Source organism: Hyphococcus formosus (assembly GCF_046736345.1).
Taxonomy (GTDB): Bacteria; Pseudomonadota; Alphaproteobacteria; order Caulobacterales; family Parvularculaceae; genus Hyphococcus; species Hyphococcus formosus.
Genome location: NZ_CP157210.1, coordinates 2235501 through 2253514, shown reverse-complemented (window position 1 = coordinate 2253514; position 18014 = coordinate 2235501). Strand labels below are relative to the sequence as shown.

The 18014-nt window shown below is 54.5% G+C and carries 18 protein-coding genes and 2 riboswitches; of the genes, 13 read left to right on the top strand and 5 right to left on the bottom strand.

Annotated elements, in window-relative coordinates; all coding sequences use genetic code 11:
- Nucleotides 1–17: 17 nt before the first annotated feature.
- From ftsH to glmM, 3 genes are all read left to right on the top strand, one after another.
- Nucleotides 18–1943 carry an ATP-dependent zinc metalloprotease FtsH gene (ftsH, locus tag ABFZ83_RS10330; RefSeq protein ID WP_411816470.1) on the top strand — a complete coding sequence of 642 codons (1926 nt, stop codon included), beginning with the start codon at nt 18–20 and terminating at the stop codon, nt 1941–1943.
- Between the two features lie 18 nt (nt 1944–1961).
- Nucleotides 1962–2786, top strand: coding sequence for a dihydropteroate synthase (gene folP, locus ABFZ83_RS10325; protein ID WP_411816469.1), 825 nt, complete (start codon nt 1962–1964; stop codon nt 2784–2786).
- A 76-nt stretch (nt 2787–2862) separates the two neighbouring features.
- Nucleotides 2863–4212: a phosphoglucosamine mutase gene (glmM, locus tag ABFZ83_RS10320; protein ID WP_411816468.1), complete on the top strand. Its 1350-nt coding sequence runs from the start codon at nt 2863–2865 to the stop codon at nt 4210–4212.
- A gap of 59 nt (nt 4213–4271) precedes the next feature.
- Here glmM and ABFZ83_RS10315 read toward each other — a convergent pair whose 3' ends face one another.
- Nucleotides 4272–4763: a hypothetical protein gene (locus ABFZ83_RS10315; protein ID WP_411816467.1), complete on the bottom strand. Its 492-nt coding sequence runs from the start codon at nt 4761–4763 to the stop codon at nt 4272–4274.
- A gap of 186 nt (nt 4764–4949) precedes the next feature.
- Between ABFZ83_RS10315 and ABFZ83_RS10310 the strand changes: the two genes are divergently transcribed.
- Nucleotides 4950–5429, top strand: a complete 480-nt coding sequence (locus tag ABFZ83_RS10310; protein ID WP_411816466.1) for a winged helix-turn-helix transcriptional regulator — start codon at nt 4950–4952, stop codon at nt 5427–5429.
- Here ABFZ83_RS10310 and ABFZ83_RS10305 read toward each other — a convergent pair.
- A complete protein-coding gene (locus tag ABFZ83_RS10305; protein ID WP_411816465.1) occupies nt 5426–5860 on the bottom strand; it encodes a glyoxalase superfamily protein in 435 nt (144 codons plus the stop codon). The genes ABFZ83_RS10310 and ABFZ83_RS10305 overlap by 4 nt on opposite strands.
- 191 nt (nt 5861–6051) lie before the next feature.
- Complete coding sequence (locus ABFZ83_RS10300; protein ID WP_411816464.1) at nt 6052–6240, bottom strand: hypothetical protein; 189 nt, start codon at nt 6238–6240, stop codon at nt 6052–6054.
- 107 nt (nt 6241–6347) lie between these two features.
- On the opposite strand from ABFZ83_RS10300, the gene thiD reads away from it, so the two are divergent.
- Together thiD and ABFZ83_RS10290 are read left to right on the top strand one after the other, a co-directional pair.
- Nucleotides 6348–7139, top strand: coding sequence for a bifunctional hydroxymethylpyrimidine kinase/phosphomethylpyrimidine kinase (gene thiD, locus ABFZ83_RS10295; RefSeq protein WP_411816463.1), 792 nt, complete (start codon nt 6348–6350; stop codon nt 7137–7139).
- 89 nt (nt 7140–7228) lie between these two features.
- Entirely contained in the window at nt 7229–8116 is an 888-nt protein-coding gene (locus ABFZ83_RS10290) for a PhzF family phenazine biosynthesis protein (protein WP_411816462.1), read from the top strand.
- Here the strand turns inward: ABFZ83_RS10290 and ABFZ83_RS10285 are convergent.
- Nucleotides 8101–9132 (bottom strand): DMT family transporter, encoded by a 1032-nt coding sequence (locus tag ABFZ83_RS10285; protein WP_411816461.1) that lies wholly within the window; start codon nt 9130–9132, stop codon nt 8101–8103. The two genes, ABFZ83_RS10290 and ABFZ83_RS10285, sit on opposite strands and share 16 nt — an antisense overlap.
- Before the next feature lie 147 nt (nt 9133–9279).
- Here ABFZ83_RS10285 and ABFZ83_RS10280 point away from each other — a divergent pair, with 147 nt between their 5' ends.
- Both ABFZ83_RS10280 and serA read left to right on the top strand, forming a co-directional pair.
- A complete protein-coding gene (locus ABFZ83_RS10280) occupies nt 9280–10440 on the top strand; it encodes a phosphoserine transaminase (RefSeq protein WP_411816460.1) in 1161 nt (386 codons plus the stop codon).
- A gap of 27 nt (nt 10441–10467) precedes the next feature.
- The gene (gene serA, locus ABFZ83_RS10275; protein ID WP_411818824.1) at nt 10468–12054 is read left to right on the top strand and encodes a phosphoglycerate dehydrogenase; all 1587 of its coding nucleotides are present in this window, start codon (nt 10468–10470) and stop codon (nt 12052–12054) included.
- Between the two features lie 60 nt (nt 12055–12114).
- Here the strand turns inward: serA and ABFZ83_RS10270 are convergent, their stop codons facing one another.
- Complete coding sequence (locus tag ABFZ83_RS10270; protein WP_411816459.1) at nt 12115–12690, bottom strand: hypothetical protein; 576 nt, start codon at nt 12688–12690, stop codon at nt 12115–12117.
- Nucleotides 12691–12807: 117 nt separating this feature from the next.
- Between ABFZ83_RS10270 and ABFZ83_RS10265 the strand changes: the two genes are divergently transcribed.
- The 5 genes from ABFZ83_RS10265 to ABFZ83_RS10245 all read left to right on the top strand — a co-directional run bounded on the left by ABFZ83_RS10265 (nt 12808) and on the right by ABFZ83_RS10245 (nt 17973).
- Nucleotides 12808–14100, top strand: coding sequence for an adenylosuccinate synthase (locus tag ABFZ83_RS10265; protein WP_411816458.1), 1293 nt, complete (start codon nt 12808–12810; stop codon nt 14098–14100).
- 82 nt (nt 14101–14182) lie between these two features.
- Nucleotides 14183–14647 carry a thioredoxin domain-containing protein gene (locus ABFZ83_RS10260; RefSeq protein ID WP_411816457.1) on the top strand — a complete coding sequence of 155 codons (465 nt, stop codon included), beginning with the start codon at nt 14183–14185 and terminating at the stop codon, nt 14645–14647.
- A 246-nt stretch (nt 14648–14893) separates the two neighbouring features.
- Nucleotides 14894–15004: riboswitch (TPP riboswitch) on the top strand.
- 100 nt (nt 15005–15104) lie between these two features.
- Entirely contained in the window at nt 15105–15905 is an 801-nt protein-coding gene (locus ABFZ83_RS10255) for a phosphodiester glycosidase family protein (RefSeq protein WP_411816456.1), read from the top strand.
- Between the two features lie 70 nt (nt 15906–15975).
- Complete coding sequence (locus ABFZ83_RS10250) at nt 15976–17301, top strand: M20/M25/M40 family metallo-hydrolase (RefSeq protein WP_411816455.1); 1326 nt, start codon at nt 15976–15978, stop codon at nt 17299–17301.
- A gap of 155 nt (nt 17302–17456) precedes the next feature.
- Nucleotides 17457–17565, top strand: a riboswitch (TPP riboswitch).
- The gene (locus ABFZ83_RS10245) at nt 17560–17973 is read left to right on the top strand and encodes a DUF2065 domain-containing protein (protein ID WP_411816454.1); all 414 of its coding nucleotides are present in this window, start codon (nt 17560–17562) and stop codon (nt 17971–17973) included. (Overlaps the previous riboswitch by 6 nt.)
- Nucleotides 17974–18014 lie beyond the last annotated feature (41 nt).

Sequence of the window (18014 nt, the reverse complement as noted above, 5' to 3'; positions counted from 1 at the left end):
CTGTAAGGAACGATCGAATGAACCGTAATCTCCTGATCTGGGGCCTTGTCATTGTCCTTTTTATTGTGGCGTTGCAGTTGTTCGAATTTTCGACGCCCGGCCCGCAACCGCAGGAGCTGAGCTATTCTGAGTTCGTCGAGCGCATTGAAACCGGTGAAGTCCGAAATGCCGATGTCGCTCGTGGCCAGGTCACGGGGCAACTGACTGATGGCGTCGATTACGTAACCACGATCCCCGAAGATGGTCAGACTGCCATCGCTGAGCGGCTCGACAATGCGGGCGTATCGACCAAAATCCAGAAGGAAGAGGAGCTTCCGCTTCTTCTTTCTCTCTTGATCAATATTCTGCCACTTCTGATTTTCCTCGCTTTCTTCCTCTTCATCATGCGCCAGATGCAAGGCGCGGGCGGCAAAGCCATGGGCTTTGGTAAATCGCGCGCCAAACTTTTGACCGAGCGTCAAGGCCGCGTGACCTTCGAAGATGTCGCCGGCATCGATGAAGCGAAAGAAGAGCTTGAGGAAATCGTCGAATATTTGAAAGACCCAATGAAGTTCCAGCGCCTTGGCGGTAAAATTCCAAAAGGTGCGCTGCTTGTTGGCCCTCCTGGAACCGGTAAGACATTGCTCGCCCGCGCTATCGCTGGTGAAGCCAATGTGCCGTTCTTCACCATCTCGGGTTCAGACTTTGTTGAAATGTTCGTTGGTGTCGGTGCGAGCCGCGTCCGCGATATGTTTGAACAGGCTAAAAAGAACGCGCCATGCATCATCTTTATCGACGAGATTGATGCGGTTGGTCGCCATCGTGGTGCCGGCCTTGGTGGCGGCAATGACGAGCGCGAACAGACCTTGAACCAATTGCTGGTCGAGATGGACGGCTTCGAATCGAACGAAGGTATTATCCTTGTGGCCGCGACGAACCGCCCGGACGTTCTTGATCCGGCGCTTCTGCGCCCTGGTCGTTTCGACCGTCAGGTCGTTGTTCCGAACCCGGATGTTATTGGCCGTGAGAAAATTCTTTCGGTCCACGCGAAGAAAGTGCCGTTGGCACCCGATGTAAACTTGCGGACATTTGCGCGCGGTACGCCGGGTTTCTCCGGTGCGGATTTGGCGAACCTTGTCAACGAAGCGGCGCTGTTGGCGGCGCGACGCGGCAAGCGTTTCGTTACGTCCAAAGAATTCGATGACGCCAAAGACAAGGTCATGATGGGCGCTGAGCGTCGGTCCATGGTCATGACCGAAGAAGAGAAAATGCTGACTGCCTATCACGAGGCAGGGCACGCGCTGGTTGCGCTTTCCGTACCCGGCAATGATCCGGTCCATAAAGCGACGATCATCCCGCGGGGTCGCGCGCTTGGTATGGTGCAATCCCTGCCGGAGCGTGATCGTTATTCGATGACGCTGCAACAGATGACCGCCCGTATCGCGATGGCGATGGGTGGCCGTGTTGCGGAAGAATTGAAATTCGGCCGCGAAAAAGTGACCTCGGGTGCGTCCTCCGATATTGAGATGGCGACGAAAATCGCCCGCGCCATGGTTACGCAGTATGGCCTTTCAGAAAAGCTTGGTCCGATCGCTTATGCCGAAGATGAAGGCGAGGTGTTCCTTGGACAGAGCATTGGCCGCACGAAGTCGATTTCGACCGACACAGCCAAGATGATCGAAGACGAGATTCATCGCTTCGTGACCGAAGGCCACGATCTAGCGAAAAAAGTTCTGACCGATCGCCGCGAAGATTGGGAGAAAATCTCTCAGGCGCTTTTGGAATTTGAAACACTGACCGGTGAAGAAATCCAAAAGCTGCTCGACGGTGACGAGATCGTTCGCGAAGATCCGCTAGACCCTAAGGATCATACGCCGTCTGCATCTGTTCCTACGACCGGTGCACCTTCCGGCGGCAAGAAAAATGACGATGGTGCCGGCGGAATGGAGCCAACCCCAGCCTAATCGCCCGCAAAGACGAGCATGCCGAATATGAATAAACGCCCCGATATAATGGGGATCATCAATGCGACCCCCGATTCATTTTCTGACGGGGGTCGTTTTTTTGACCCTGAAACAGCAATCGCGCATGGTCTTCGCCTTGCGGCCGAAGGCGCAACGATCCTCGATGTGGGTGGCGAATCGACCCGCCCCGGTGCCGATGAGGTGCCCGTGGATGAGGAGATTGCGCGGGTCTTGCCGATCATTAAAGAACTTCGCACACAGACTGATATTCCTATTTCGATCGATACCCGAAAGCCGGAAGTTGCGGTCGCCGCCGTTGAGGCCGGCGCGACAATCTGGAACGATGTTACGGCGCTTGAGTTTTCGCCCGATAGCATCACAACCGCAAAGTCATTGGGCTGCGATATTGTCTTGATGCATGCGCAGGGCGATCCGAAAACCATGCAGGAAAAACCCAAATATGACGATGTGGTTGAGGGGGTTTTTGAATATCTCTCCCGCCGCGTTGCTTGTTGTGTGAATGCCGGGATACTCGAAAACAGGCTGATCGTTGATCCTGGAATCGGTTTTGGCAAAACTACCGAGCATAATCTTTTGTTATTGGCCAATCTTGATCGGTTAACCCAGATTGGTCGTCCGGTGCTTTTGGGGGCTTCCCGCAAGCGCTTTATCAGCGCCATTGATGGGGACAGCCCGCCAGATCAGCGGCTTGGCGGGGCACTGGCGGCTGTGTTGACCGGTTTCGCGCAAGGGTGTTCAATTTTCCGCGTACATGACGTCGCCGAAACCCGGCAGGCGCTAAATATTGCTGACGCCATAGAAAATCCGCATTTGTGGCGTTAAGGCATTGGATAAATTGACGTGTTACAGTCAATCAAATTCAATCAGGAGAGAGCAGCCCATGCGGGGCGATGATCAAATGACCGGTAAAAGAGAGATTTTCGGTACCGACGGTGTACGGGGGCTTGCCAATGCAGGTGCGATGACGCCTGACAATATTCTGCGGCTCGGAATGGCGGTTGGTCGTGTTTTCAAAAATGGTGCCCATCGCCATCGCGTCGTGATCGGCAAAGACACCCGTCTCTCGGGCTATATGATTGAGCCTGCATTAACCGCTGGCTTTGCGGCTGCCGGAATGGATGTGTTTCTATTGGGGCCACTACCGACCCCTGCCATGGCAATGCTGACACGGTCACTGCGCGCAGATTTGGGCGTTATGATTTCTGCCTCACATAATCCGTATTATGATAATGGCGTGAAATTCTTCGGCCCCGATGGGTTTAAACTATCTGACGAAACGGAATTAGAGATCGAACGATTGATGAAAGAAGGCCCCGATGTTGGCCGCGCACAATCGCCAGATCTGGGCCGCGTCAAACGCATAGATGATGCGGGCGCGCGCTATATCGAATTTGCCAAGGCGACCTTCCCGCGCCGTCATTCGCTAGAGGGCATTCGGATTGTCATCGATTGCGCGAATGGTGCCGGATATAAAGTTGCCCCGACGGTTTTGTGGGAGCTTGGTGCCGAGGTTAAATCAATTGGCGTTGAGCCGAATGGCACGAATATTAATCAAAATGTTGGCTCGACTGCGCCGAAGAAAATGCAACAGGCGGTGCTCGAATATCGCGCGGATATCGGGATTGCGCTCGATGGCGATGCGGATCGGGTTTTGATCTGTGACGAGAAAGGCCAGATGGTCGATGGCGATCAATTGTTGGCTATGATCGCGACCGACTGGAAATCGCGCGGCAAGCTAAAAGGCGACGGTATTGTATCGACGGTCATGTCGAATTTGGGGCTTGAAAAATTCCTCGAAGGACAAGGGCTAAAGCTCGCGCGGACGAAAGTCGGTGATCGTTATGTGGTCGAGGAAATGCGCGCCATTGGCATGAATATCGGCGGCGAACCATCAGGCCATGTGATCTTGAGCGACTATGGCACAACCGGTGATGGGCTTGTTACTGCGCTTCAGGTCTTGGCCGTTTTGGCCGCAAAGGGCGGCAAGGTCAGTGACATTTGCCACAGCTTTGAACCGTTCCCGCAATTGCTCCGCAATGTTCGCTTTAATGGCGGCAATCCGCTGGATCATGAAGACGTGAAAAAGGCGATCAAGGCCGGCGAAGATCGTCTTGGTAAGGATGGCCGCTTGGTCATTCGCAAATCCGGCACCGAACCATTGATCCGTGTGATGGGCGAGGGTGTGGACGATAAAGCGGTCACCCAGGCGGTTGACGATATTTGTTCGGCCCTCGAAAAAGTCGCATAAAAAACCGCCGACAAGATACGCATGTCGGCGGTCGCGCACTCGTCGCAACGAGTTAAGTGTTAAGCGAGAATGCGAATTTGTGCCCGTTTTGAACAGTTCCGGCGAGCGACTTTTCTTAGGCGCTTGTGCGGAACGCGGTGGGCTTGACGACCGCGTGCATCAACCGTGCAGATGAGCTGACGACCATGACGTGAACGGACGACCTGTTCGGTCAGAACGATCCGCGCATTATAACGCGTGTCAAACACCTCGCGATTTACGATCCGGCGATCGCGGCGATTATAATTATAACCGCGGTCATATCTGCGATCATATCGCCGGTCGTGATAGCGATCATCGCCCAAGCGAACAGAAATGCTCAATCCGGATTTTTGATAAGGGCCAGCGCGGTAATAACGGTCTGCCGCGTAATAGTTATAATAGTTCGCCGCATGGCTGCGGTGATCATGGTCGTGGCGGCAGTGATCGGGGCGGGCCGCCATTGCGGTGGTTACGCCCAGGGTCGCCATGCCAATTGCCGCGATGCCTATCGTTTTTAAAAACTTGTTCATTCTGGTTCTCCGTGCTTGCCCCAGCTGGATGCCCATGCCCGCAATATGCCGCCCGAATGGGGCAGGAATGTTGCGAATTCTGGCCAAAAAGCGGTCAGACACCGGTTTTCAAACAAGAAAATGTGAGTTGGAATTTGCGAATCAGGCCGATTGCGCCAAAGGGCCAAATCACCCTACTGATTCGCTATGGCTTATGCAGATGGACCTGACGACAACACGGTGAAGCGCGGTGCGCCGCCCCTCGATCAATGCAGCCTGGCGGCGGCGGTCGATATTGTGGGGGATCGTTGGTCATTGTTGATTATTCGTTCGGCTCTTTACGGGGTTACCCGGTTTGACGAACTGCATTCGTCGCTTGGTCTGCCGCGGACCGTTTTGTCAAAACGATTGAAAAGCCTTGTGGATGACGGCGTCATGCGGCGCCGGCCCTATAAAGAAGCCGGTCAGCGCACCCGGCATCAATATGTTTTAACGACAAAAGGCGTTGACCTCGCAATGCCGTTGATGGCGCTTATGCAATGGGGCGAAAAACATGCGGCCCGCGATGCGTCGAATGCGGGCATTTATGAGCGCGGAAAGCCTAATGCTCCCGCGCTCAAGGTTGGTCTTGTCAGTGAAGATGGCAGGCCAGTTGAATTACGCGATGCGCAATTGCTCGCCCGTTAAATCAGATCGATTTCCATCTGGGGTTTTCCGTCCGACGTTTTTTCAGCGCTAACGCCATATTTATTGACGCGCGCAGAAACACGCTGCCGGAAAGCAGAAAAGCTATCGAACGTCACCACGTCGACCGGTTCATCGAAATGAATGGTCACGCGCTTGTAATCTGATCCCAAAGACCTGATCGCAATGATCTCACCGGAAAACGCCTGACCCAGATACTGGCCACTGACCCTGTTCCCCAATGCCATAGCATCGGGCGGCGGGCTGTTTCCTGCGGCCGCATGGATCGTGTTCCAATCACGAAAGCCATATTGCTTCGCAATCAGTTCAAGACTTTCGCTGTGAGAAATAAAATCACCATCTTGCGCCAGACTGGCGCGAAGACGTTTTGCTTGTTGTTTAAGGCCGCCAACAGGCGGCAAAGTATCAGTCATGGTTAGCCTCAATTGCTTATGCCATGCGGATAAATCTGACGGGGCTCGCATTACCATCGGTCCGCATGCCGCAACAAAGCGGGCTGACCAGAAATAAAGAGGACTTCACCAAAGCTTTCGCTCGCGAGCGGCAGGGGCCTCGACCCTTGGCGCGTTCATATGGCGTGCGATGCCCGAATGTCAATAGACCGCTAGCGCGGGCCGCGTCGTCCAGTCGTGATGAGCGCACCCACCAAAATCAGGAAGATCCCGAAACCAAAAACCAGCCAAGAGGCACCAAGATCGACCCCGATATTAAATGCGGCTTCCGGAAAGACCTGAATTGCGAGCGCGGTCAGGCAACAAAAAAGCCCGATCCAGATAAGGTTGTTCCCTTGCATGTCTCACCCCTTTCGCCCCGAGCTATGGGTCTGATATTGATTAAAGTCGGCGTTTGTTTGAAAAGAAAAAGGCGATTAATTGCCGCAGCACAGAAAAGAGGGACTTTGTGAAAGGCCGTGTACTAATTATTGCCGGGTCTGATCCGTCGGGCGGGGCCGGTATTCAGGCCGATATAAAAGCGGTAACGGCCCTTGGCGGCTATGCGATGACGGCGATTACCGCTTTGACCGTACAAAACACCCTTGGTGTCAGCGGCGTACACCCTGTGCCGCCGCAGGTGATCAAAGACCAAATTGACGCAGTGATTGGTGATATTGGCGCTGATGTCATCAAGATCGGCATGATTGGTGACATCGAAACCGCCAAAGTGATTGAAACAGCGCTCAAAGAGAATGCCGAGATACCGGTCATTCTCGATCCTGTTCTTGTGGCGACCAGTGGCGATGCGCTCTCAATCGGTGATGTGGCGTCGTTTATCCGAGACCGACTATTGCCGCTAAGTTATCTCGTTACGCCGAATACGGATGAAGCCTCGGCGCTGGTCGGTATCAATGTCACGGATCATGACAGCGCATTGGCCGCGGGAAAACGACTTATTGAGAAGGGCGCGACATCGGCGCTCGTAAAAGGTGGTCATTTAAGCGGTCCGACCGTCGAAGATTTGTTGATTAGTAACGATGACGTGAAGTCCTTTACGTCGCCACGCATCGAAACGACCTCAACCCACGGGACCGGCTGTACGCTTGCGTCTGCGATCGCAACGGGAATAGCGCAGTCATTGTCCTTGACAGAGGCGGTAGAGCGGGCAATCGAATATGTGCAAACGGCAATTGCAACCGCGCCCGGTTTTGGCGCTGGCCACGGGCCGCTCAATCATTGCCATCCGCTCAAGGATTAAAAGCATCGCTATAGAGGTCTTTACAATAATTCGTTTGTAAGCCTCACCACCCCGACCGATATGCGGCCAATCAACGAAGGAGCAATGCCATGAGCATTTACAATTTCGAAACATGGGATGTTTTCACGGACCGCAAATTCGCGGGGAACCAGCTTGCGGTTGTGATGGATGCTGAAGAATTATCAACCGAACAAATGCAAACGATTACCCGCGAGTTTAATCTGGCCGAGACAGCCTTCGTCCTGCCGCCAAAGGACCCGGCGCATACCGCGCGCCTGCGGATTTTTACGCCGGGCTATGAAATGCCATTTGCGGGCCATCCAACCATTGGCTCGTCGATTGCCATAGCCCGCGCCAGAGGGCTTTCCGGTGACATTCGCCTTGAGTTAAATGCCGGGTTGTTTTCGGTGCATGTTTCTGCGGATGAAGATCGCGGTGATGCGGCTTTTATCAACCCGAACCTTCCCGCAGAAACCGGGGCTGCGCCAAAGACAGAATTGATCGAAGCCGCACTTTCTTTGCCTGCGGGCTCTATCGACATGGGCGACCATCAACCCCGAAAAGTGGGCGCGGGCGTGAACTTTATCTATGTTCGGGCAACGTTAGAAAATGTGAAAAACGCTAAAGTTGATTCGGCGGCGTGGGATGCGCTCGCGCTTGATGAAACAGTCGGTGTTTATCTTTATGCGGAAGGTGGCGACGCCAAAGACGCGAGCTATCACGTTCGCATGTTCGCGCCGGGCGCGGGGATTATGGAAGACCCGGCAACCGGTGCAGCGGCAGCCGGATTCCCCGGTCAGCTCATACGCGCAGGTGCCCTTAAAGAAGGTGAGCAGACATTATTGATTGAACAAGGCTTCGAGATGGGTCGTCCGAGCCAGATTTTTGCAACGGTCCAAGTCGATAAAGGGGCCGTTCAATCGGTCAAAATCGGCGGCAAAGCCGTTCACATGCAAACCGGTCAGCTTTTTGTTTGATCGGTCTCAGCAGGGGTGGTTTTTTCGACCATCGGCTTAATCTCGCCGGCGATTTCGCCGGCAAGCGCAGTGTCGTTTTTCGATTTGCGGTCAAAGGGGCTGCGCTGGCTGATGGCGACGCCAATCAGGATGATTGTCAGTGCAACAATCGCCGAGAGATCAAGGCGTTCGTGATAAATCAGCGCGCCCATCGCAACGGCCCAGACCGGTGTTATGTAATTGCTGAGCGCCATAAATCCGGCACCTGCGCGCCGGATTAGCATGATAATGATAACGCCATTAAGACCCGTCGGAAAAACTCCAAGGCCAACAACGCTCAATATGCTTGTCAGCGACCATTGATCCGCATCAAGATTAACAAGGAAAAAAGCAGGCGTCGCCATGACCGCCGCGACGATCATCATGCCGGCGGCAAATATCCGGGGCCGAATGGGTGGCGCACGCCGTGATAAAACCGCTGACGCCGCATAAAGAAGCGTTGCCAAAAGTAATGCGAGTTGCGCCCTGAAGTCAGAGGAGAGCGCACCAGAGATCACTTCCGGCCCCATCAATATGATGACGCCCAGAAAACCCAATCCAAAACCTATGATTTTTCGGCCGCTTAGATTTTCACCGGCAAAGAAATAGGCGAGTGCAACCGTCCAGATCGGCATGAACGCCATGTAAATGCCCGCAAGGCCGCTTTCGACATATTGCTGCGCCCAGGGAAAGATGAAAAACGGAATCACATTGCCGACGGCACCGACCGCAATCATCCAGCGCCAACTTCGCCGAATATGCCAATGGCCATGAGCCCGCGAAAAAAATGGCGGCAATCGCCGACCCGCTGCGCGCATCAAAATATAAAGCAGCGCCGCACCCACCCAAATGCGCCCTGCAGCAACGATCGGCGGCGGTATCGTTTCAAGAGCACTCCGGATCATCACAAAGGCAGAGCCGCCAAAGGCGACGATCAGGGTTAATAAAACCCAATCAAACGGCGTGGCTTCTTTTGGGGATTTCAGATTTGAACTCATAACTCCGCGCTATCGGTAGCCTTTGAAGCGCGCAAGAAAAAAATCTATTGCGTCGCAAAAAAATTATTGACGCCCCGATGGTTTTTACGCAAGTGTTGCGGCGGGCCACACCCCCCCAACGGGGTGCTAACCATCTGGAAGGATGGAATGATGACACAAACGACACCAGCGGTGCGTCCTGCGCGCCCGCATTTTTCTTCCGGTCCTTGCGCAAAGCGTCCGGGATATTCTCCTCAAGAACTCAATATTTCAGCACTCGGTCGTTCGCACCGGTCAAAGCTAGGCAAGTCCCGTCTTGGCGAAGCGATTGATCGTACGCGCGCGCTTTTGGGTGTGCCTGATGATTACCGCATTGGTATTGTGCCCGCGTCGGATACCGGCGCGGTCGAAATGGCCATGTGGTCAATGCTGGGTGAGCGCCCGGTAGATATGCTCGCTTGGGAAAGTTTCGGGGCTGGCTGGGTCAGCGACGTTACCAAACAACTCAAGCTCGATGCGCGCTCACTAACGGCCGGTTACGGTGAGATTGCCGATCTGGCCGCCGTAAACCCGGCGCATGATGTCGTGTTTACATGGAATGGCACCACCTCTGGTGTGCGGGTTCCGAATGCGGATTGGATTAGCGCTGATCGCGAAGGCATTGTGATTTGCGATGCGACCTCCGCAATATTCGCGCAGCCGCTCGATTGGGCGAAGCTCGATGTGGTGACCTATTCGTGGCAGAAAGTGCTCGGCGGAGAGGGCGCACATGGCGTGCTCATCCTTTCGCCGCGCGCGGTTGAGCGCCTTGAAAGCTATACGCCGCCTTGGCCATTGCCAAAAATTTTCCGTCTAACGAAAGGCGGAAAATTGATCGAAGGTATTTTCGAAGGCGCGACCATCAACACGCCATCAATGCTGTGTGTTGAGGATTATCTTGATGCGCTGAAATGGGCGTCATCGCTTGGTGGGCTGGATGCAATGCATGCGCGCGCTGATGCGAATGCGGCGGCGCTTGGCGCATATGTCGAAAAAACGCCATGGCTCGATTTCCTTTGCGAAGACCCGGCTTTGCGGTCGAATACGTCCGTATGCCTCAAGATTACGGACCCGGAAATCGCGGCGCTTGAAGAGGCTGATCAGCGCGCTTTCGTAAAAGCGATGGAAAAGCTCCTCGAAAGTCAGGATGCGGCCTATGACATCGGTGGCTATCGTGACGCCCCGCCGGGATTGCGTATCTGGTGTGGTGCAACGGTTGATACCGCAGATATTGAAGCGCTCGGACCTTGGCTCGATTGGGCCTATGCCAGCGCGAAAACAGCTCTTTAGTCTTTTTTTCAAATTTACATTCAGGGGATTACCATGCCCAAAGTCCTAGTCTCAGATGCATTGAGCGAAACCGCCGTGCAGATTTTCCGTGATCGCGGTGTTGATGTCGATTTCGAACCGAAACTTGGCAAGGATAAGGAAAAACTCCTTTCCGTGATCGATCAATATGACGGTCTGGCCATTCGTTCAGCCACAAAAGCCACGGCAGATGTGATCGCCGCTGCAAAAAATATGAAGGTCATCGGCCGCGCCGGTATTGGTGTTGATAATGTTGATATTCCCGCTGCGACGGCCGCGGGTATCGTTGTGATGAACACGCCTTACGGTAACGCCATTACAACCGCCGAACACGCGATTGCGATGATGTTTTCGCTCGTTCGTAAAATTCCGCAGGCGAACAAATCGACCCATGAAGGCAAATGGGAAAAGTCTGCCTTTATGGGGGCTGAGGTCTTCGGCAAGACTTTGGGTGTGATTGGTTGCGGTAATATCGGCAGCATCGTCGCGGATCGCGCGATTGGCCTTAAAATGCGTGTTGTTGCTTTCGACCCGTTCCTCAATGAAGAGCGTGCGCTAGAGCTTGGCGTTGAGAAAGCGGATATCGATACGCTATTGGCCAAGGCGGATATCGTAACCTTGCACACGCCACTGACGGATCAGACCCGCAATATCCTCAGCCGCGAAAATATCGCCAAGCTGAAAAAAGGCGCCTTTATCGTCAATTGCGCACGCGGCGGTCTGGTCGATGAAGAAGCCCTTAAAGATGCGCTCGACGAAGGTCATATCGCCGGGGCCGCGCTTGATGTTTATGCAACCGAGCCAGCTACCGAGCATCCTTTGTTCGGCCATCCCGCAGTTGTGGCGACGCCGCATCTCGGTGCTTCGACGACCGAAGCGCAAGAGAATGTTGCTATTCAGGTTGCAGAGCAAATGTCTGACTATCTGATGCGCGGCGCAGTCTCTAATGCGCTTAACTCGCCATCGGTCACAGCCGAAGAGGCACCGCGCCTCAAGCCCTATATCGCGCTTGCCGAAAAACTTGGCCTTTTTGCGGGGCAGTTGACGCAGACCGGTCTTAAAAAGATTGAAATCGCATTCGAAGGTGATGTTGCGGCGCTGAATACCAAGCCACTGACGGCATCTGCGGTGGCCGGCGTCCTCAAGCCAATGTTGCAAGAGGTCAATATCGTCAACGCACCGGTGATTGCGAAAGAGCGCGGCATTTCTGTTGCGGAGACAAGCCGCGATGACGCCGACAGCTATGAGAGTATTATCCGTCTAAAGATTGTTACCGAGAAACAAGAGCGGACGGTTTCGGGGACGATCTTTGGTTCGACCCCGCGCATCATCGAGATCAAAGGCGTCGAGATGGAAGCCGGTTTCGCGCCGCATATGCTTTACACAACCAATGAAGACAAGCCCGGTTTCATCGGTACGCTTGGCCAGACATTGGGTGAGGCAGGGGTCAATATTGCGACCTTTAATCTTGGCCGTTCCGCACCGGGCGAAGGCGCGATTGCGCTTGTCGCCGTCGATGAACCCTTAAGCGATAAAGTGCTCGAAAAGGTTCAGGCCTTACCCCACGTGACCCAGGCGGTTGCGCTAAGCTTTTAACGCCATTCACAAGCTGACGAAAAAGCCCGGCATCGCCGGGCTTTTTTATTGCCGAAATTTCTAGTCCGCCGCTTTTCGATAGATACCGATGAACCAGTCATCCCATTGGTCGGTTTCGGGATTAAACTGCCTGAAATGCTGTTTGACGCTGCCATCATCGCGCAGTGTCCAAACCCCTTCAAAGGGCGCTTGATCGCCGGTTCTTGTGGTGATCGTTCCCTCAAGGCGCATGGCGCCGCTCTCGTCGAGACCGCCTCCAATATCGATAACGGCTCCGGCGCTAACCCAGACTTGCCGCCAATTTTCACGCGCCGGGTCGACGAAATTATAGCTTTGACCCGTGCTGCCATTCACGCTCGTCCACTGCTCTAACAAAAGACACCCATTTTCCTGTTTCGAAATGGTGTTTTTGCCGGCGGGTTGGTCATTTGCGGTGACGACCCAATCCCCAAGCCAGAAATCGAAAGCGCTGTAAATGGGGGCGTCGCAGGTCAGTTGAGGCTGCTGGGCCATGGCGCTTGTGGCCATCGCTATAGATGTGGCCGCGATCAGGAAAGGCTTCATGACATATCCTTTCATTGCTGCCAGAAACACTAGTCCCATCGGGCGACAAACCGCAATCGGGTGAGTTTTCACCAAGCGCGCCGGAATGGCGCAATTAGCGCGCTGAATACGTTGACCAGCCCGCCAAAGCCCCTATTGTGCGCCGCGTTATCAATGGGCATTGGGCCCTGATTAAGGTCGGAGGCCTAAATGGCAGATGTTGCAGTTGTCGGCGCGCAGTGGGGCGATGAAGGCAAGGGCAAAATAGTCGACTGGTTATCGGCGCGCGCCGATGTGGTTGTGCGGTTCCAAGGCGGCCATAATGCCGGTCACACATTGGTCATTGATGGCAAGGTCTACAAATTATCGTTGCTGCCCTCGGGCGTTGTGCGCCCCGGCTGTGTCGGGGTTATCGGCTCTGGCGTTGTGGTCGATCCGTTTGCTCTTTTGGCGGAAATTGCCCGCATCAGCGAGCAAGGCGTGGTCGTCAATCACGCCAATCTCTGGATCGCGGAAAATGCTTCCCTGATCTTACCGGTCCACCAAGAGCTTGATGCCCTGCGCGAAGGCGCGGCAACCGGCGTTAAAATCGGTACCACCAAGCGCGGCATTGGCCCGGCTTATGAAGATAAAGCAGGTCGCCGCGGATTGCGCCTGGTTGATCTGGCTGACCTTTCGACCCTTCGCGAAAAAATCGACAATCTCCTTGTACATCATAATGCGCTGCGCCGTGGTTTTGGTCAGGCGGATTTCGCTGCGGACAAGCTATTTGAACAACTCAGCGAAATTGCCCCTAAAGTTGTGCCCTTCGCGCGGCCTGTCTGGCGTGAGCTGGACAATGCGCGCAAAGCCGGCAAGCGCATCCTGTTTGAAGGAGCGCAAGGGGTTTTGCTTGACGTTGACCACGGCACTTATCCTTACGTGACCTCTTCAAACACGGTGGCCGGTCAAGCCGCTACCGGGTCTGGGCTTGCGCCGCGCGCGGTGAATTATGTGCTCGGTATCGTCAAAGCCTATACGACCCGTGTGGGCGAAGGACCGTTCCCAACAGAGCTGCAGGACGATATCGGCAAGCGTCTTGGTGAACGCGGCCACGAGTTCGGAACCGTCACCGGGCGTCAGCGCCGCTGCGGCTGGTTCGATGCGTGTCTGGTGCGTCAGTCACTCAAGATCGCTGGCGTTGATGGCATCGTGCTCACAAAGCTTGATGTGCTCGATGGTTTTGAGGAACTGAAAGTTTGTGTCGGATATCGCATCAATGGCGAGGCGTTTGATTACCTCCCTGCGGGGGCCGAGCGCCAGGCGGCCGCGGAGCCGATTTACGAGACCATGGCCGGCTGGAGCGGCTCAACCGAAAAGGCCCGCTCATGGGCCGATCTTCCGGCGGAAGCGGTGAAATATGTCCGGCGCATTGAAGAGCTGATCGAAACGCCGGTTGCGCTTGTTTCAACAAGCCCTGAGCGTGATGACGTCATTTTGATGCGCGACCCCTTCCAGGATTAAACCCATCGCGCAGAATTGAGTTGCGCTTATATGGATAGGCCCACGCCGATCGGTTAGGGTCTATCCGTAGTGAGGGCCAAAGATGCAGCGTTTCAAAAAGTTTGTTTTTCCGGTTGTTGCGATTCTCGGGATCGCAATTTTTTCAATTGTTGGCCGGACGTCAGCAACCGATGCCAAATATGTCTATGAAGGCGAGCCGGAAATCATTGCGGTGACATTTGCTTCTGCCTGGTGTTCCGTATGCAAAATATTGGAGCCGCGCCTCGCAGAAGTAGTGCCGGAATTTTCCGACAAGCCGGTCAAATTTGTGCGGCTGGATTTCACCTTCGGCCAGACAGGAAGCGTTGAAGCGCAAGCCCGCAAAGAGGGTTTGTCTGATCTTTATCCGCGCTTTAAAGGCGCAACCGGATTTACGCTTCTTGTTGATCGCGATACCGGAGAGCTTCTTGATAGCTTGACCGTCAACCATTCAAAAGCCGCCATGCGGACAGCGATTGCGCAAGCCATTGCCTTAGCCCAGCGCGAGAAAATAGCCGATCCGTCATAACGTTTTGTGATCACTTTGGTTCCCTTGCGGAAGATACAATTTTATCTAAAAACCCCTGTAAACAGGCCGGTTTCGCTTAAACGTCCGGATACCGCATAAGCAACTTTATTGCGCCGATTTCACTTGCAGGTTGTGGTTTTTTGAGTCATCATTCTCTTGTTCCGAGGAGCGTCCCGCCTGTCACCAGTTGGTGACGACTTGTGCGACGCGTAACTTTATCACAAGCTCGCGGAAAGCAATTTTCGAGAGTTTCATGAGGAGCAATACGCGCCAAGAAGTATGGGCAAATGGGACTGAGATGAATCCTTTGAACCTGATCCAGGTGATGCTGGCGCAGGGACGGAACTAAAAAGGGTTGGTGGGAATTGCCTGTTTTACAGACAGTTTCAAACAGTCCCCGGTCGATTTCCTTGCCGTCGGGCCTAAATGCATATGCAGCGGTGAGGAAACCGACAAATTGAAAAAGACATTCGATATATATGCGCGATGCCGCGCAGGCACACGACGAGTCCCAAGCCATATTATCCGTATGCGCTTGGTATTGTTGTTTGCGTTTTTTGTTTCCCCCGCAATGGCTGCTGATAATGCCTGTATTCGACAAGTCGTCGATAAAACCGATTATCTTGTCTGTCAGTTTGAGCCAGCGAAACATGATCTGCGCCTGTTTTTAAACGACACGAACGGAGACCCTTTCGGTCATTTCAACGTGCTCGCCGAAAGTCTTGCTCGAAAAGGCGAGAAGTTGGTCTTTGGCATGAACGCCGGGATGTATCACCAAGACCGATCGCCAGTTGGGCAGTATGTTGAGGGCGGTGAAACCCTAAAGCCCCTCAACACAAATGATGGGCCGGGCAATTTTCACATGAAACCCAATGGCGTTTTCTGGATAAAGGGCGATAGGGCCGGCGTTACCACGGACGGAAAAGAGGGTGCCGATTATGCGACCCAATCCGGGCCAATGCTCGTTATTGATAACGAAATCCATCCGCGGTTTTTGCCCAAATCGACCTCTCTCAAGCGGCGCAATGGTGTTGGCGTGACGCCCGGCGGGACGGTCATTTTCGTGCTCGCTGATACGCCGGTGCGGTTTTACGATTTTGCGCTTTTCTTCCGCGACGTGCTGAAAACACCGAATGCGCTTTATCTCGACGGGACGATCTCGCGACTTTATGCGCCGGCGCTTGGACGTAACGACCCCGGCGCAGCCATGGGGCCCATCATTGGCGTGGTTGCGCCCAACGCTGAGGGCGGGCAGTAAGGGTACCTTGCTTTTCAAAGCGGACGCGGCATGTTGGCGGCGTCGTTGGTATCAATAGGAGTCCTCGCCTGTGAAAATCGCCACTGCTCTCTTATCCCTCGCCTTTGTTCCGGTTGCAGCATTCGCACAGGCCGCGCCACAAAGCGCGCTCAGCGAAGAAGAGGCGGCGATTGTCGCGCGCGTAGAGGCGAATTTCGACGACTCGATCACCTTTCTTGAGGAGGTGGTGAACATCAATTCCGGCACCATGAATCATGAGGGCGTGCGTGAGGTTGGTCACGCCCAAACCGAACCCTTCGAAGCGCTGGGTTTCGACGTAGACTGGATAGAACAGGAAAAAGTCGATCGCGCCGGGCATTTCAGAGCGGTGAAAAAAGGAAAAACCGGTGCCAGCCTGCTGCTGATTGGGCATCTTGATACAGTCTTTGCAAAAGACGGTGATTTCCAGGTTTGGCAGCGCGATGGTGACCGCGCCACAGGCCCCGGTGTTGTCGACATGAAGGGCGGCAATGTGGTGATCCTTTATGCGCTCAAAGCGCTCGACGAACTAGGCTTGATTGAGGATGCGGACATCACGGTCTTCATGACCGGCGACGAGGAAATGAGCGGCAAGCCAATCTCAATATCGCGCAAGCACCTGATTGCAGCTGCCAAAGACGCTGATGTGGCGCTTAATTTTGAAGGCGGCTCGGAAGGGGAAGTCGTGACTTCGCGCCGGGGGGCTTCGGGTTGGACGCTGACAACGACCGGCGTGCGCGCTCATTCGAGTGTGGTCTTTTCTGACGAGGTTGGAGCAGGGGCGATCTTCGAGATGGGGCGTATCCTGAATGATTTCTATGATGCGCTTGCTGATGAAGAATATCTGACATTCAACCCCGGCGTTCTCGTTGGCGGCACCGATGTCGAGTATGACGAAACCGCGACCAAAGGTTCGGCATTCGGGAAAACCAATGTCGTTGCACAAAAATCTGTGGTTGACGGAGGCTTGCGTTTTATCTCCGAAGAACAAAAAGAGGCGGCGCGGGCGAAAATGCGCGCGATCGTAGAGGACCACCTCCCTCAAACCGGAGCCGAGATTTCGTTTCAAGACAGCTATCCGGCCATGGCACCAACGCAAGGGAATATGGCGTTGCTGGAAATCGTTTCGGATGTCAGCGAGGATCTCGGGCAGGGGCCATTGAAAGGCAACGACCCGTCAAAACGCGGTGCCGCCGATATTTCCTTCGCGGCCCCCCATGTGCCCGCTTCGATGGATGGGCTCGGCCCACAGGGCGGAAATGCGCATACACCGGATGAATGGCTCGACGTGCCGTCGGTACAAGATGCGACGGCGCGGGCGGCGCTTCTGATCTATCGCCTTACGCGCGAGGATGCACCGCGGTTCGACGAGAACTAGGCGTTCAGACAGTTCTATCTGGCTTGGCGTGTTTATGATGCGCGCGAAGTAAACCGGAATAGTTATAACATTGGTGCCGGGCGCAGGGGATTGCGTCCGGCTTTTTGCGGATTGCGCTATCCTTGCGCGCCTTCCGTTGATTTGCTAGATATCCCCTATATTCCGAGGGGCGCCGGCGCACCGGCTGAGACCGTGTTTTGTCACACGGGCACCCTTTGAACCTGATCGGTTAAGACCGGCGAAGGGACGGAGGCGAAAATGATTACGACTTCTTCAGTACTGACATTGTCATTGGCCAAGGCGTTCGGGATCTACATGATCGCGGCGGGGGTTTCTGGCCTATTGGATCGCGACCGTTGGGCGGCGATGCTCAACGAGTTCCGCGCCCATAAGGGGCTGACCTATATTTCCGGCGTTTTCGTTTTCGCGCTCGGTTCGGCTCTGGTCATGGTTCACAATATCTGGACAGACCCGCTCGCCATCGCGATCAGTATCTTTTGCTGGGTCGCCGCGATCGAAGGGGTCGTGCTTATCGCCATGCCGGACCCGCTCATGAAATGGTCTGCGAGTCTTCTCCGCCCCGGCGCGGTTTTTGGCTTCGCCGTCGGCATTATCATTCTCGGCGCGCTTTTATTGCTGCTTGGTTTTACTGGCCGGGTCGGTATCGCCTGATACGCCGCGCCCTTCTGCATTAAAAATTTATCCAACCTTTC

What these genes read in the sequence shown, in the direction of transcription:
- ftsH (WP_411816470.1), top strand. Translation starts at nt 18, where the DNA reads ATGAACCGTAATCTCCTGATCTGGGGCCTTGTCATTGTCCTTTTTATT.
- ABFZ83_RS10315 (WP_411816467.1), bottom strand. Translation starts at nt 4,763, where the DNA reads ATGAACAAGTTTTTAAAAACGATAGGCATCGCGGCAATTGGCATGGCG.
- ABFZ83_RS10265 (WP_411816458.1), top strand. Translation starts at nt 12,808, where the DNA reads ATGGCAGATGTTGCAGTTGTCGGCGCGCAGTGGGGCGATGAAGGCAAG.
- glmM (WP_411816468.1), top strand. Translation starts at nt 2,863, where the DNA reads ATGACCGGTAAAAGAGAGATTTTCGGTACCGACGGTGTACGGGGGCTT.
- folP (WP_411816469.1), top strand. Translation starts at nt 1,962, where the DNA reads ATGCCGAATATGAATAAACGCCCCGATATAATGGGGATCATCAATGCG.
- ABFZ83_RS10280 (WP_411816460.1), top strand. Translation starts at nt 9,280, where the DNA reads ATGATGACACAAACGACACCAGCGGTGCGTCCTGCGCGCCCGCATTTT.
- ABFZ83_RS10305 (WP_411816465.1), bottom strand. Translation starts at nt 5,860, where the DNA reads ATGACTGATACTTTGCCGCCTGTTGGCGGCCTTAAACAACAAGCAAAA.
- ABFZ83_RS10260 (WP_411816457.1), top strand. Translation starts at nt 14,183, where the DNA reads ATGCAGCGTTTCAAAAAGTTTGTTTTTCCGGTTGTTGCGATTCTCGGG.
- ABFZ83_RS10290 (WP_411816462.1), top strand. Translation starts at nt 7,229, where the DNA reads ATGAGCATTTACAATTTCGAAACATGGGATGTTTTCACGGACCGCAAA.
- ABFZ83_RS10310 (WP_411816466.1), top strand. Translation starts at nt 4,950, where the DNA reads ATGGCTTATGCAGATGGACCTGACGACAACACGGTGAAGCGCGGTGCG.
- ABFZ83_RS10300 (WP_411816464.1), bottom strand. Translation starts at nt 6,240, where the DNA reads ATGCAAGGGAACAACCTTATCTGGATCGGGCTTTTTTGTTGCCTGACC.
- ABFZ83_RS10285 (WP_411816461.1), bottom strand. Translation starts at nt 9,132, where the DNA reads ATGAGTTCAAATCTGAAATCCCCAAAAGAAGCCACGCCGTTTGATTGG.
- ABFZ83_RS10245 (WP_411816454.1), top strand. Translation starts at nt 17,560, where the DNA reads ATGATTACGACTTCTTCAGTACTGACATTGTCATTGGCCAAGGCGTTC.